The sequence below is a fragment of the Glaciecola sp. G7-5 genome (assembly GCF_055808975.1).
This window is the reverse complement of sequence record NZ_CM147892.1, coordinates 4,550,921-4,564,208: the sequence shown is the minus strand read 5'-3', so window position 1 is coordinate 4,564,208 and position 13,288 is coordinate 4,550,921. Positions and strand designations below refer to the sequence as shown.

15 protein-coding genes and 1 pseudogene are annotated in these 13,288 nt (G+C 39.4%); 13 read left to right on the top strand and 3 right to left on the bottom strand.

What is annotated here, in order from left to right; translation table 11 throughout:
- Positions 1-43 precede the first annotated feature (43 nt).
- From AC0L6H_RS20035 to AC0L6H_RS20005, 7 genes are all read left to right on the top strand, one after another.
- On the top strand, positions 44-397 hold the full coding sequence (locus AC0L6H_RS20035; protein WP_473391103.1) for a hypothetical protein: 354 nt from the start codon (positions 44-46) through the stop codon (positions 395-397).
- 44 nt (positions 398-441) lie between these two features.
- Positions 442-1,631 (top strand): IS3 family transposase gene (locus tag AC0L6H_RS20030; protein WP_473391102.1). Its coding sequence is split into 2 segments (ribosomal slippage): positions 442-700 and positions 700-1,631, totalling 1,191 coding nucleotides; the frame shifts between segments, so codons are not numbered across the junction.
- Between the two features lie 188 nt (positions 1,632-1,819).
- The gene (locus AC0L6H_RS20025; RefSeq protein WP_473391101.1) at positions 1,820-2,011 is read left to right on the top strand and encodes a type II toxin-antitoxin system VapB family antitoxin; all 192 of its coding nucleotides are present in this window, start codon (positions 1,820-1,822) and stop codon (positions 2,009-2,011) included.
- 187 nt (positions 2,012-2,198) lie between these two features.
- Positions 2,199-2,483 (top strand): hypothetical protein, encoded by a 285-nt coding sequence (locus AC0L6H_RS20020; protein WP_473391099.1) that lies wholly within the window; start codon positions 2,199-2,201, stop codon positions 2,481-2,483.
- A gap of 77 nt (positions 2,484-2,560) precedes the next feature.
- Complete coding sequence (locus tag AC0L6H_RS20015) at positions 2,561-2,851, top strand: hypothetical protein (protein ID WP_473391098.1); 291 nt, start codon at positions 2,561-2,563, stop codon at positions 2,849-2,851.
- A gap of 90 nt (positions 2,852-2,941) precedes the next feature.
- On the top strand, positions 2,942-3,346 hold the full coding sequence (locus tag AC0L6H_RS20010; protein ID WP_473391097.1) for a hypothetical protein: 405 nt from the start codon (positions 2,942-2,944) through the stop codon (positions 3,344-3,346).
- Between the two features lie 234 nt (positions 3,347-3,580).
- Positions 3,581-4,279: a hypothetical protein gene (locus AC0L6H_RS20005; RefSeq protein ID WP_473391095.1), complete on the top strand. Its 699-nt coding sequence runs from the start codon at positions 3,581-3,583 to the stop codon at positions 4,277-4,279.
- 74 nt (positions 4,280-4,353) lie between these two features.
- Here the strand turns inward: AC0L6H_RS20005 and AC0L6H_RS20000 are convergent, their stop codons facing one another.
- On the bottom strand, positions 4,354-6,198 hold the full coding sequence (locus AC0L6H_RS20000) for an MORN repeat-containing protein (RefSeq protein ID WP_473391094.1): 1,845 nt from the start codon (positions 6,196-6,198) through the stop codon (positions 4,354-4,356).
- A 189-nt stretch (positions 6,199-6,387) separates the two neighbouring features.
- On the opposite strand from AC0L6H_RS20000, the gene AC0L6H_RS19995 reads away from it, so the two are divergent.
- A complete protein-coding gene (locus tag AC0L6H_RS19995) occupies positions 6,388-7,263 on the top strand; it encodes a hypothetical protein (protein ID WP_473391093.1) in 876 nt (291 codons plus the stop codon).
- Positions 7,264-7,438: 175 nt separating this feature from the next.
- Here AC0L6H_RS19995 and AC0L6H_RS19990 read toward each other — a convergent pair whose 3' ends face one another.
- Positions 7,439-7,954, bottom strand: coding sequence for a RipA family octameric membrane protein (locus AC0L6H_RS19990; protein WP_473391091.1), 516 nt, complete (start codon positions 7,952-7,954; stop codon positions 7,439-7,441).
- Positions 7,955-8,169: 215 nt separating this feature from the next.
- Between AC0L6H_RS19990 and AC0L6H_RS19985 the strand changes: the two genes are divergently transcribed.
- The 5 genes from AC0L6H_RS19985 (at position 8,170) to AC0L6H_RS19965 (ending at position 12,254) form a co-directional block, all read left to right on the top strand.
- Positions 8,170-9,267 (top strand): SMP-30/gluconolactonase/LRE family protein, encoded by a 1,098-nt coding sequence (locus AC0L6H_RS19985; RefSeq protein ID WP_473391090.1) that lies wholly within the window; start codon positions 8,170-8,172, stop codon positions 9,265-9,267.
- Between the two features lie 169 nt (positions 9,268-9,436).
- Positions 9,437-10,138, top strand: a complete 702-nt coding sequence (locus tag AC0L6H_RS19980; RefSeq protein ID WP_473391089.1) for a hypothetical protein — start codon at positions 9,437-9,439, stop codon at positions 10,136-10,138.
- A 32-nt stretch (positions 10,139-10,170) separates the two neighbouring features.
- The gene (locus AC0L6H_RS19975) at positions 10,171-10,428 is read left to right on the top strand and encodes a hypothetical protein (protein WP_473391087.1); all 258 of its coding nucleotides are present in this window, start codon (positions 10,171-10,173) and stop codon (positions 10,426-10,428) included.
- A gap of 203 nt (positions 10,429-10,631) precedes the next feature.
- Positions 10,632-11,690: a YHYH protein gene (locus AC0L6H_RS19970; RefSeq protein WP_473391086.1), complete on the top strand. Its 1,059-nt coding sequence runs from the start codon at positions 10,632-10,634 to the stop codon at positions 11,688-11,690.
- Between the two features lie 12 nt (positions 11,691-11,702).
- Positions 11,703-12,254: a hypothetical protein gene (locus AC0L6H_RS19965; RefSeq protein WP_473391085.1), complete on the top strand. Its 552-nt coding sequence runs from the start codon at positions 11,703-11,705 to the stop codon at positions 12,252-12,254.
- 33 nt (positions 12,255-12,287) lie between these two features.
- Here the strand turns inward: AC0L6H_RS19965 and AC0L6H_RS19960 are convergent.
- A pseudogene (locus AC0L6H_RS19960) lies at positions 12,288-13,282 on the bottom strand (response regulator).
- Positions 13,283-13,288 lie beyond the last annotated feature (6 nt).

Sequence of the window (13,288 nt, the reverse complement as noted above, 5' to 3'; positions counted from 1 at the left end):
TCTTACACAAGCTGATTTTTTTAATATCAACAAACCTCCCGGAATGGAAACTGGAGGAGGTGGGCAGGCTTATATTGACTTTCCTGTCAAATCAGTTCCTATACATCAATGGAAACACTTTTTCGAAAATGGCTCCAACGTATCCCGAACAAGTGCAACGCAAGGTCCATGCTGGACGTTTCCCATTCGCAGTATAGGTATTAGCGATGCAGAGAAGGGTGAGCAAACTTTAAAAATCTACCAAAGACGCGCAGCGTCGGTCAGCATCACGAGCCAGAAATTAATTTCAAAAAAATCAAATAGAGTAAGAGCGTGGCATCCAAATTATGGTTTTCCTAAGCCATTAGACAATACAGATCGTCAACAATGTAGTGGTAGAGTGAATTTGGCCACCTAACAAGAAATGTTATGCTACAAGCATAGCAAGATTAGGTGACAAATATGAAGAAAAGTAAACGACCTACTTACAGCCCAGAATTTAGGCTTGAAACGGCACAATTGGTAGTCGATCAAAACTATAGTCAAGAAGAAGCCGCAAAAGCTATGAATGTTGCGCCATCGACTATCAGTAAATGGGTGAAACAGCTCAAGCAAGAGCGCCGTGGTGTGCAGGTTAAACAAACACCAATGACGCCAGAGCAAATTGAAATCCGTGACCTAAAGAAGCGTCTAGAGCGCGCTGAATTAGAGAAGGAGATACTAAAAAAGGCTACCGCTCTGTTGATGTCGGACTCCATGAACAACTCTCGCTAGTCGAGAAACTGAGTCAGAGCGATAAACGCCGTTATTCAATAAAACTGCTGTGCGAGGTATTTGGAGTCCATCGCAGCACATTTAAGTATTGGCGTAAAAGAGATAAACGGCTGCCGCCTGAAGTAGCCAAGTTACATAGCCAGGTGAAAGAAGTTCATCGTGAAAGTAATGGCTCAGCAGGCGCAAGAACCATTGCAGTGATGGCTACTAATAATGGTTTTCCGCTAACTCGCTATCGAGCTACCAATATCATGCGTAAGCTTAATTTGGTGAGTTGCCAGATACCAAAACATGCATACAAAAAGTCAGGACAAGAGCATGTAGCTATTCCAAATATATTGGATAGGCAGTTTGCTGTTACCGAGCCGAATCAAGCGTGGTGTGGCGATGTGACGTATATCTGGACAGGCTCTCGTTGGGCTTATTTGGCGGTAGTATTAGATTTATTTGCAAGAAAACCAGTCGGATGGGCAATGAGCCATTCGCCTGATAGCAACCTGACATGTCAGGCGTTAACAATGGCATTTGAAAGCCGTGGGAGACCGAGCAATGTGATGTTTCACAGCGATCAAGGGAGTCATTATACGAGTCGTCAATTTAGACAATTAATTTGGCGATATCAGATCAAGCAGAGTATGAGTCGGCGCGGAAATTGTTGGGACAACAGCCCAATGGAAAGATTTTTTAGAAGTTTAAAAACGGAATGGATACCGACAACTGGTTACAAGAATTTTAGCGAAGCCAAACATAGAATTAATGACTACATTATTGGTTACTATAGCAATATTAGACCTCATTCATATAACGGTGATTTGACCCCAAATGAATCGGAAATAAGGTACTGGCAATTTTATAAACCCGTGGCCAAAATGACTTGACCACTACAAGGTCACCGCCTTCGCGGTGATGACGGTGGGAAGTTTCAAATAACGTGTTAGATGTATGGGCTATGAGCGTTATTGGATGTCTAGCGACTGATTCTAATGATATAGAAGATTTTCCACCTTACGTTTTTCATCAATAATGATACAGTAAGTCATCAACTATAATACAAGTGATGTATATTATGCGAACAACAGTCAGTATTGAAGATGAACTTTTTGCGCAAGCAGCGCAATCCTGCGAACCAAATAGCGATAAAGCCAGTGTGATAAGAGAAGCGATGAAAACTTTCGTGCGAGTTAAGGCAGCACAAAGACTAGTAGCGCTTGGTGGAAAAAGACCTGAAATGGAAGATATTCCCAGACAGAGGGGGTGAAAATGGTATTGGTAGATACCTCTGTTTGGGTAGCCCATTTTAAAGCTACAAATGATGGCCTCGTGTACTTACTAAAGAATGACGAAGTACTATGTCATCCGCTAATATTGGCTAAGATTGCCTGCGGTACTCCTCCAGGTCAGCGGAAACAGACTCTTTGGTCGCTGATTCGATGCGTTAGGCACCTATGAAAGCTAGAGTTATTCGCACGAGTAGCCAACACGACAGTGTCGAAGCGAGAACGTGTAACAACATTTTGATTGTATTTAGTAGCCCTGATAACTTTAGATTAAATGATGAAGTTGAATTTATAGACTTTGTTATGAATGGCAAAGTCGAGCTACGAAACTATAATAGCGGGGTCATCAGTGTTGTTGTAATTAGGCCAAATAATGTTCATGATTTAGATATTCCAATGAGGCATGGCACATCACGTCAACCAAGCTTAGAGCGAATGCACAGAGATGCCTAAAAAATTTGAACACGGACATTTTGGAAGAGCGCCAAAACGTCGCTTAAATTGGTGTTAACTCCCACTGGAGGTTTTATATGGACTTTTATTATATAGTCGGCGGTAGCGTTGTCTTGTCGCTAATTAATATATTTGTTTCCGCTTTATGTTTTAGACGGGATGATTTAGATGTTTTTCAAAAATGTTCACAATCAATAATAGTATGGGTAATTCCGATAATAGGTGCTATTTTAATTTATTCCCTGAACGATAGTAATGATCAGGCTAATAAGCCCTATAAAGGAGGCCATTCACCCTATGGAGAACCTAGTGGCAGCTCACCGAGTGTTGATTCCGGTTTTGGCAGCGGAGAAGGAGGTTCTGACTAACAAGGAAGTTAACAAAAAACTTGAAGACGGATATTTGACAAGAGCGGTCAACTACCGCTTAAGTTAGTGTTATAAGTACTTAAGGTGTTTATGTGTAAATTACTTATTTCAATTTTGTTGGTTATGTTTATTTTAACTGGTTGCTCTACAAGAATTCAGCAAGATAACGAAGAAGTTATTGAAATTTCAGCTGAAGAGTTTGATGCTGCGAGAATTAGATTCAAGAACAATTCTGTATCAAATAAAGACTTATTAATGGCAGTAATGCAAAGTGTTCCTGTTCTGCCTTTAGGTGTAAGTATTGAAACTGTAAAATTAGAGTTAATCAAAAAAGATTTGCATGTAGTTAAAGAGCTTGATAATGCCATTTTAATAAAAGGAAACGCTGATGTTTTTTCTGATATTGACGTTGAAGTGAATTCACCGACTAATGTATTTAAATATACTTTCAAAAAATCAGTACTAACTTCGGGTCCTAATGTAGTGAAAGATTAATTATTGACTAACAAGTTGGTTTTCGTTAGATGCCAGTGAGGCAGCTTCCGGACAGGCAACTCTTGGATTTTGCGATATTATGCCTATTTTCAATTGGCGATAAAATGCTGCAACGGCAGAGATTAAAAAACTTTAACAGAAGTTAACTGAGCTATTCTGCAAGAACTTACCTATAATTATGGTAAGAAAAGAGCAGAACTCATTTATGCTCTTACAAACAATAGAGACATTAAAATGAAGATCAACTCAGCTTTGCTATTGGTTTTAGCTATATTTACCATCTCATTTAACAGTGCCATGGCGCAAGCAAACGATATCGGCTTCACCTACATCGAGGGAGGAGTTATCGGTGGTTTTGTCAATGACATAGAGACATCCGGAGCGGTCATGGGAAGTGACCCTCTAGACATAGAGAGTGATGCCGATGGTGGTGTGTTCATTGGCGGTGCATGGCAGTTTAGTAATCAAATGCACCTGTTTGGTGAGTATGCATCTCTCGGCCAAGAACTGGAAATCCGTAATGACGTCAACACTGCTACAGGTGAGTATGATGTGGTCCGTTGGCGCATTGGTGTTGGTTATCAATACAATGTTTCAAAAGCGTTGGCTTTTTATGGTCGCCTGAGTCTTGACCAGCTAGAGTTAAAAGATGCGAGCGTTGAAGATTTCAATCTTGATATCGACGCTGACGATAGCGGCGTCGGGTCAGAGATTGGTGTTATCTGGTTAGCAACTCCGACATTTCATCTTCAGGGTCATGCGCGCTATACCGCAGTTGGGGGTGTAGCCTCTAGTGGTTCTGACCCCTTCGAATCAGATGTCCTTTTCGGTGTGAATGGACGTTGGAACTTCCTTCCCAACATGGCACTGGTAACAGGCTACGAATTCGGGAAAATCACAACGTTTAACGTAGGCGTGCGTTTTGCTTTTTAGCCAGCCTACCTAAGGTGAGTGTTGCAAATACTTGGCAAGTCTATTTACACCTCGTAAACAGACTTGCGGCTCCTTTACTCTTCTATTCGCTCTAAATTTACCCAGGCACTATAATAATCCCCGCGGTCATAATCTCTAATATTGGGCTTAATATAATATTGTCCGTTTTCTTGTTCTAAAGAGAAAGTCAACTCATTATACAAACGCTTCGAATCTTTTAGTAAATACAATTTAACAACAACTTTTTTACCAGATTGACCAGATAACTCATAGCGCGATGTTGCATAGCCGTTTAATAATACACTTGAATTAATTGCCTTAATCTTGCGTACAAAAGATGGTGAAATAAATGTCTCTGCTTTAACTTTGTCTTCGTTTTCAAACAACGCTTTTAAGAATAAAGCGACGACTTCTTTGGGAGTGTGCGTACTTGTTTTGTTATTCCCATTTGAAACTGTTGCCTTTGTCTTATTTTTGGTTTGACTATCATTTTTCTCCATTGCTCGGCATAAATATTGTTTCTTATTCGCATCTTTTATTTTCCAAATAAAAATATCAATGCCTGAAATAATTGGCTCAATAGCGTCTACAGCATAATTGAAATAAAATTCGTCGTCGTCCTTCTTACTATTATCAAGAAAATTTTTAGTCCTTGTGTATAAATCATCCGTCTTTTCCCATAGATCGCGATTAATATACTGAAGGTGTTCAATATATTTTACCGTATGTTGGCACTTAGCCTCTTGTGCAATTTTCAATGCCTTCGCTAATTCCGATTCTGAGTCCCCTATTGCGTGGGACCAAAAGTACATAATATGCTCCAAATACGGTTTTAGTTCTAGTCTTGATGCTTTTGCCGATACGTTATTATATCTTTGACCTGACCTGTCAAAGGCTTCACTAATGAAATTCAATAACTCCATTTCTTCATTGATTGTTTCTAGACTACGAAAAATAGGTTTCAAAATAGCCATGTTTATAGCTTCGTTACTTGGCTCGTTAAGCTGTGATGGTGCCTCTTTTATAATTGTTTTTGAGCCTAACTTACCAGCCTCATATAAGTATTGGACTTCTTTACCACTATCAAACGTGTAATGCCAAACACCATCTTTCTTATTATTTTTATAGTTTCCTTTTGCTATAAACCCATATTCTTCTTTTGTTTCTTTGAAGGTTTGAACGAATGGGCCTGCTTTTTTTCCTGCTTTGTAGTTTCCGACTAAAAAGCTTTTATCTTTTAGCCATTCTTTACCCTTACCATCTCGCTCAGAGTCAACGAATTTTCCTCGATAGATTATAGTGGGGATAGTCACATCATATTGTTCGCCTTCGCCCTGACATAAACCAGCTATAAACCGATCGCAACTCAAATATAATTGATTGGTTTTGTAATCATATAACTTGCCTTCACCATTGGGGCCTTTATGAATAAATTGCCCGTAATAAACAGCTCCACGGTACCAAATTATTTTTTCACCTATACCCAACTCTCTTTTACTTACCGCAGACAATAATTCGGCAAAAATTTCAGCCGCTTTTTTGTAACTATCTACTGTGTAAGCATATGGCTTACCAACATAAGATTTTGCTTTTTCTTGATCAATTAAAAAAGGCCATTGCTTGTTACCTGTTGCCTCTTTTAGCACAAGTTCATTATTTTCGATTGCTTCAAATATAAGTAGAGGAACTGTATTTAAAGTGATAGTGATAACATCATAATTAGATTGCTTTTCGGTTGAAATACGCAGGTCATTAGCAACATTTTGGAACGATATGTAAGATGCTCCAGATATACCGCGCAAAGGATTTATATCAATTGTGTATTCACCCATTTCAGAATGCCCAGTTAACTTTTGAGCCTGTGCGGCAAATACGACTAACAACGTAAATAAAAGAATCCCTGATTTTAGCTTTTTCATTTCGATCACCCAACTCCGATTAAGTTGTCAATATAAACAAGTTGGCTCTGTTTTTACAGTAGCAATAATCAGACCGCTGTCATAGAGTGGTAGTAAATTGCTTGCAAAGCCTAGTGCAGGGAGTATAGATTAGAATAAGTAATAGCAAGAGAAATCCACCTGCATATTTTTTGAAGTAAATATTTGATTATGAAAATTAGATTTTGGTTAGTTTGCGCCCTCATGTACACGCCGCTTGGATACGGGCAGGATACAAATACGCCAGCTGCACAAGTAGTGAAAAAGTTCTTTTATGGAATCAATAACGGTTTAGAAAGTAAGAGTCCAGAACTAAAGTCGCTGTTTGCGCCTTCTTTTGCTAAGGCGAATGCTATTTCGTCTAGCACTATTGAAATACAAATTATTAGAGCTGATAACTTTATGATATCGGAAGTGGATGGCAGCCAGATTACCGCTGTCCTTTGGATGGATGGGAGTACAAAAGGATTTGTTGTAGAATTAAATACAACTCAAGAAAATGGCTATACTTATATACAACCTTTGGAAGTAAATGGTAATTATCAAATTGTGCCATGGCAATCTTGGAATGTCGAAACAGCTATTAACCCAAGCACATTAATTCCTAATACAGAAGTTTTATCGATGTCGGTACCCAAGGCGTCAGTCGCCCAGCCGCCTGCAAAAAGAGCGTTGAGTGATTTTGTTCAGTTCACTGGGAATGTGGTAAGTGCAAATCCATCTGAAAATTTTTTTACACTAATTATAAGAGATGCAGATACTGCAATATTGGTTCTCCCGATGGGCACGGTTTCATTTGACGTTTCAGAAACAAAACGAAAAGATGATGACGTAAAGCAAATATTTTTTAAAGCTAGCAAAAATGGATTAACACCCGCCACTCTAGAGTGGAATGAATTAGTGATTACAGAGGTGTCAAATTTATCTTCTGCGGAGAAACTTCAATACACAGCAGGCATAGAATCTGCCTGCGACTATGTAGTTGATATTAAAGGAAATCCAAAACTACGCTTACTTGCTACGTTGGATGCAGGGAGTTTGATGTAGTATGAGAATTAGGCTAGTTAACTTGACTCGCTTAAACCTGACAAGTTGGTTTATTTAAACAAGGACTCTGACCCTGACGAATCGACCCTGAGGGATCCCTTTGGTCCTGACTTTACTCAAATCATATTGTTTGGCTTGGTATAGTAATGATCCGCAGCCCCAAGCTAACAATACGCTAAACACCGCCACCGCGGGTCCCTATATCAACAAAACTCGATACTAGTACAAACGAATGCAGCGCGATAAAAACCATTGGCACATACATTTCTATATGCGTGAATGGTAAATAGAGATCGTTATCCTTGCCCCTGCCTACCGCTTCCCATTCTGCATCGTAGGGGGATATGGGTAGACTCTTTTCAATTTCGTGGATGACTTTAAATTTAGCAGAGTTAAGATCACGGTACGAACGCACAAGACGAAACCACATATAAGAAATTGCAATCCCAGCAACTGACACTATCCAGAAGATGTTCGATGATTCAGAATGGCCTAGGTTTAGATACGAAACTAATGACACAATAACGGTATTCAGGGTGACAAAAAAGCTATTTGCGGTTTGTCGTCTGCTGCTAATAGTATCAGCAGAGGCCAAATAAATTTTGTACTGTTCAAATAAGTGAGCACTGTAATTATCGGCCCCTGTTTGACTACTTTGATGTAAGGTATTATTTATCGGATTGCTTTGCATTTTAACATTCCTTTTCGCTTCCCAACTGGGATCATGTTTGCGTGTCATATCATATATGATAAGTATTATATTCGCATTTTTTTACTGCTTGTTTTGTAACATGAATGGCAACCTAATAGTAATGAGAGCAATTAGCTCGGGTTAAAAAAATAAATTTGAATAACGCTAAATGCAGTACTACTCTTAGTTTTATATACTTCTTTTGAATTAACATTATGCGAATTATCCTAGTTAACTATACCCGCTCTAAACTGATAGTTTTGTTAATTTTGTTCTTATCAAGTTATTTGCCTGTTTGGGCAAACGACGATACTTGCAAAAAACACGGCGACTATTCTTATATCTGTGGGCTAAATAGCCCTGAAGATTTAGTCACTATTCCTAATTCTGATTGGGTCATAAGCAGTGGTTTTGCTGGTAATGTAGCTTTGTATGCAATCAATACGAAAACTAAGTCTTTGCAGGATTTGTATCCTTCCAAAGAGCCTAAAGCTAAGCACAACATGGAAGATTATGGCGCTTGTCCAGGCACTCCCGATCCGAATAACTTTACGGCTCATGGCCTCAATATTCGCCAGACCAGCGATAGTATATCGACGCTATATGTGGTTGGGCATGGTGAGCGCGAAGCAATAGAAGTGTTTGAAATAGATACCCGCTCTAACATACCGGATATAGTGTGGATTGGTTGTGTACCAACTCCTGACGGGCTTGAAGCCAACAGTGTGGCATCATTAGACGACGGTAGCTTACTAGTCACCATTCCCTTGATTGGCTTTAGCATCAATGATCTTTTCAAGGGAGTACCTACTGGCGCAGTTTATCGTTGGTCGCCTGGTGATGAGGGTTTTACGCTTGTTGAGGGCACAGAAATGGCTTATGCAAATGGCATTGAAACATCTGAGGATGGTTCTGAGTTTTACATTGCGTCATCTGGTGAAATTAAGATTATGACCTTTTCAAATAGCAATCCTGCAAAGTTATTGCGCAGCACGGGTCTTTTGAATTTTGTGCCTGATAATATTCGATTGGGGAAATCGGGAAAGCTATTGACTGCGGGCATGAAAATCGATGATGAAAACTGTGGTCTAGTTAAATTAAATGAGCAATTTGACTTCATGGAATTAGCCAGTTGTCCTCGTTCTTTCATAGCGATCTCAATTGAACCCGAAACCATGAAAATGACGACGATTGCTAGCTCTGACGCGCAACAACAGTTTAGTAATGTAACTATGGTATTGGAGCTCAATGATGAATTGTGGTTTGGCTCGTTCTCGGGTAATCGAATTGCTTATCGAAAGATAGATAGGTAGCATGCGACCCGCAAACCCTTGAAGTTTGTAAATTTTTGTTCTTAACTCGCGCAGATAGGCATCAAAGTGAATACGCAGTATTTGTATTAAAGATTAAAAAAATGATTTCCAAAGTAAATAGTCATTGGTCTAGTTGCATGATTACCAAGACTTATGAGCATAATTCAAAATGAAAAAAACGATGTCAAGAAAGCAGCAAAAACTTATAGCTTGGGTCTGCTTTTTTCTTGTTGGTGTACTAATTATTCCATTTTCGATGGCAATGTTGGAATTATTATTCGGTAATGATAGGCTTATTGCGTTAATCGTTTTTCTGGTGTTATTCGGCATCTTAAGTAGCTTCTATATATATTCCGAATCTGTGCTTTCACCTTCAAATTCGGAAGTCTTAGCAAAAGATCCTCGCGAGCCTATTTTATACCTAAGGCCATTTAAATCTGACAGTGTATCCTTCAGCGATAAAGAAGATACAAATCATAATGTGAGCGGTAGCAGAGAATATCGCTGCGAAGAATTGTTGTTACCCCTGAACGCCATTGGTCCATTTATCTCTATATCTGAACCAAATAAAAAGAGTGACTTTACAGGTAATAATCTTGGCGGAGCATACAGAGATAAACTTCAAGCTGACGACTGGCAAACAGAAGTTAAAAAACTCATTAAAAAAGCAAATATTATTGTTCTTCAAGTCGGCGACTCCACTAGCATCAAATGGGAAATTGAACAAATACAAAAGCATTTTTCTATTGATAGACTTATTCTCTTTTTCCAATGTTTTTGTGTTCCCCCAAAGACGTTGAAGATTACAACCACATTAGGTCAGTATTTTTGTCGACCTTTAAAAAAGTTTTTGAACAAAATTTTGATTTAAAATTACCACGCTTAGATAAAGCAACTTTTTTTATGAGCTTTGACAAAGCTGGAAATGTGGTGCTGCCACAAGAAGATAAAGAAAGTGAAAAATTATTCATTGAGCAGGGTATCGTCAGTAACTTGGTACATTCACAACTTCATTCAATTCTGAGAAATATCTATCCAAATGTGAGTTTTAGAAAATATCGTATCCATGGCAAGCTCAGCCGAAACCTGCGGCTGAGCGCCTTGATATTGATGTTTGTAATAAGCCAACCTCTAGCAATATTTTTGTTGTCGGAAATATAAAAATATTAAACCGTTCTTCTTGTTACTGTTGTTCTATTTGAAGTTACATTGCAACTGTTAAGAGTGCCTAGCGAAATCTAGCAAGTCTACAGTTTCATTTTTTTAATCCGCTATTTTTCCTCTTTTTCTCCTCTCTTTCTGCACTTTTCAAATTCTAAGCTGTGCAACAATATCTTCTCTTGGTCATTTTGTTGGGAAGTGGGATGCGTAAAAAAATGTTTAATACTCTAAATAGTGTCGGCCTATTGTCTTTATTAGCATTACTTCATGGATGCGGGGGTAGTTCAGACTATACAGCGGCTGAGGACGTTCAGGAAGAAGAGGTGATATCTACTGATGGAGTGCTTGACGTATCACTATTTCGTAACATTTCATCTTATTCAACGGTTGATTGTACTTTATCGAATAATACACAAACCTCATGCTATGAACTCGTGTTTAATGTCAATGAAATAAGAGATGGTAGCGGTGATGGCGAACCAATTGACGACGAGGCTGGCCCGTTTTGTCCTTCGTCATACACTAGTACAGATGGGGGCGTTGGCATATACGACGGTGCTTCAGGCCCAGGTTTTCAAAATTTGACACAAACCCTATGGGACAACATGGCAATCGATGGATATGACATTATTGATGAATCAGCAGGCATTATCTGTATTCAAGACCCAGGGAGTAATAACGGAACTATAGGCAATAATTGTAATTCATATTGTTTAAACGCCAGTGCTGACGATGCATTAACTGTTACTTATACAATTCCAGTGAGTCCGGTTAACCTAACTATGCCAGCGACCCTCGGCGAAGTCGAACATATTGGCTTATCACTTGATGGCGTGCCAATCACAGGAAATCCTCCCTCTGTTGTTGGGCGCGGAGGCAATATTCCTTCAATCGATCATTGTGGAGGACACCATGATCCTGCTGGTTACTATCATTGGCATGCGGTACCTGAATCTGCAGACCTAATGCATGAAGAACAAGGCACAAATGACCAAGCGAACTGCAGCGTATATATTACGCAAGACAATACAGCATTGACTGGATTCGCGCGTGATGGCTACCCCATATATGCATACCAAGATCTAATCGCCGGCGCTGTAGTCGTCCCCGCAGATTTAGACGAATGCAATGGACATACTGGCGTCACAACTGAGTATCCAAATGGTGTTTATCATTATCACGCTTCACTCGATGCACCAAGTTTACCTCCTTGTATCACCGGGGCTGCAGTTAGCACCAGAACATCACCGTCATTTCGTTAGGAGTAGGGCGGTATGCAAAATTACATCATAATCATAGGCCTATTTTTATCGGCTCTATTAAATGTAGCGCAAGCCCATAGTTCAGCTATAGCGACATATGAGTTTAAGCAAGATAACAGTGGCGAATGGTCACTTACTGTCAACGTACCTTTAGGTGGATTGCATCTAGCTTTGATTAAAAATTATGAAGAGGGCGTTTTATGGACAAACACCGGCGAGTACAACGTAAAAATAGCTAATGATTATTTACGAGAACATAGCAAAGTTGTTGCCAATAGAAGCATTAATTTGAGCTTTAAAGCAATTCGCGCTGAACTTGACGACCACCAAAGCCAATTTGTTTTCGCAATTACCAACATGCCATCTTCTTTACACAGCCTCAGCTTTGACATAGACGCGATGTCTGAAAATGATGGTCATATAAATATTACTAGAGTGCTTGGGAAAGAGATTAAACAACGTGTTATTTTACAATATGCAAATAATTACCGCAGTGATTTAGCGCTCCCACAAAAGAGCTCATTTTTCTTAGATGCATTGTCACCTACTATGCATCATGATTAGAAGAATCTAAGGATCAGAGTCTGAGCCATTGCTTTACTGATCCACATCAATATACATTTCTTTGATCGATAGTATTTCGTCAATGCAGCGGTCTAGAGCGTCAATTAGTGCTGGGTCAAAGTGCTTTTCTTTTTGTTCATGCATATACGCTAAAGTGTCTTCTACTGTCCATGGCTCTTTATAAGGGCGCTTACTCGTGAGTGCATCAAACACGTCGGCTATCGCAACAATTCTGCCGGCGATAGGTATATCCTCACCTTTTAGACCTTTAGGATAGCCCGAGCCATCCCATTTTTCATGATGTGTTAACGACACAACCTTTGCCAATTCAAGTAAGTCTGAATCTGCGTCACCCAGTATCTCTACGCCAATCTCAGGGTGTTTTTTCATTACGTCAAATTCTTCTTTCGTCAGTTTGCCCGGCTTCAGCATAATGTGATCGGGTATCCCTATTTTTCCAATATCGTGCATAGGCGCAGCATTAAATAGGTTCTCTGCAGATTCAGTTGAAAACCCATATTCTAAGGCAATGATTTTGGAATAATGACTCATGCGCATAATGTGCATACCGGTTTCGTTATCTTTATATTCCGATGCGCGTCCCAAGCGCTGAATAACTTGCATGCGAGTTCTGCGAAGCTCGTCTGACTGCACTAAGGATAAATGGGTTTTAATCCTAGCTTTGACGACAGCGGCTGAAAACGGTTTGGCGATATAGTCTAAGGCGCCGCACTCAAAGCCATGTGCTTCGTCTACAGAATCATTTAATGCCGTCACAAATATCACCGGTATTTTTTTGTAGCAATGTCCGACTTTAATATTTTGCACACATCAAACCCTGTCATCTTGGGCATCATAACGTCTAGCAAAATCAAATCAGGCTTTTCTTTTTCAACAATATCGAGCGCATCCATACCTGACTTTGCGAAGTACAATTGATAAATTTCGTTCAAGGTCTTTTTCAAAACACGAAGATTTACAGGTTCGTCATCTACAATGAGAATTTTTGCTTTTTTATTAGTTAACATAAGTAT

Excerpts from the sequence above, each read along its gene's own strand:
- AC0L6H_RS20035 (WP_473391103.1), top strand. The coding sequence starts at position 44 with ATGGAAACTGGAGGAGGTGGGCAGGCTTATATTGACTTTCCTGTCAAA.
- AC0L6H_RS20025 (WP_473391101.1), top strand. The coding sequence starts at position 1,820 with ATGCGAACAACAGTCAGTATTGAAGATGAACTTTTTGCGCAAGCAGCG.
- AC0L6H_RS20020 (WP_473391099.1), top strand. The coding sequence starts at position 2,199 with ATGAAAGCTAGAGTTATTCGCACGAGTAGCCAACACGACAGTGTCGAA.
- AC0L6H_RS20015 (WP_473391098.1), top strand. The coding sequence starts at position 2,561 with ATGGACTTTTATTATATAGTCGGCGGTAGCGTTGTCTTGTCGCTAATT.
- AC0L6H_RS20010 (WP_473391097.1), top strand. The coding sequence starts at position 2,942 with ATGTGTAAATTACTTATTTCAATTTTGTTGGTTATGTTTATTTTAACT.
- AC0L6H_RS20005 (WP_473391095.1), top strand. The coding sequence starts at position 3,581 with ATGAAGATCAACTCAGCTTTGCTATTGGTTTTAGCTATATTTACCATC.
- AC0L6H_RS20000 (WP_473391094.1), bottom strand. The coding sequence starts at position 6,198 with ATGAAAAAGCTAAAATCAGGGATTCTTTTATTTACGTTGTTAGTCGTA.
- AC0L6H_RS19995 (WP_473391093.1), top strand. The coding sequence starts at position 6,388 with ATGAAAATTAGATTTTGGTTAGTTTGCGCCCTCATGTACACGCCGCTT.
- AC0L6H_RS19990 (WP_473391091.1), bottom strand. The coding sequence starts at position 7,954 with ATGCAAAGCAATCCGATAAATAATACCTTACATCAAAGTAGTCAAACA.
- AC0L6H_RS19985 (WP_473391090.1), top strand. The coding sequence starts at position 8,170 with ATGCGAATTATCCTAGTTAACTATACCCGCTCTAAACTGATAGTTTTG.
- AC0L6H_RS19980 (WP_473391089.1), top strand. The coding sequence starts at position 9,437 with ATGAAAAAAACGATGTCAAGAAAGCAGCAAAAACTTATAGCTTGGGTC.
- AC0L6H_RS19975 (WP_473391087.1), top strand. The coding sequence starts at position 10,171 with ATGAGCTTTGACAAAGCTGGAAATGTGGTGCTGCCACAAGAAGATAAA.
- AC0L6H_RS19970 (WP_473391086.1), top strand. The coding sequence starts at position 10,632 with ATGCGTAAAAAAATGTTTAATACTCTAAATAGTGTCGGCCTATTGTCT.
- AC0L6H_RS19965 (WP_473391085.1), top strand. The coding sequence starts at position 11,703 with ATGCAAAATTACATCATAATCATAGGCCTATTTTTATCGGCTCTATTA.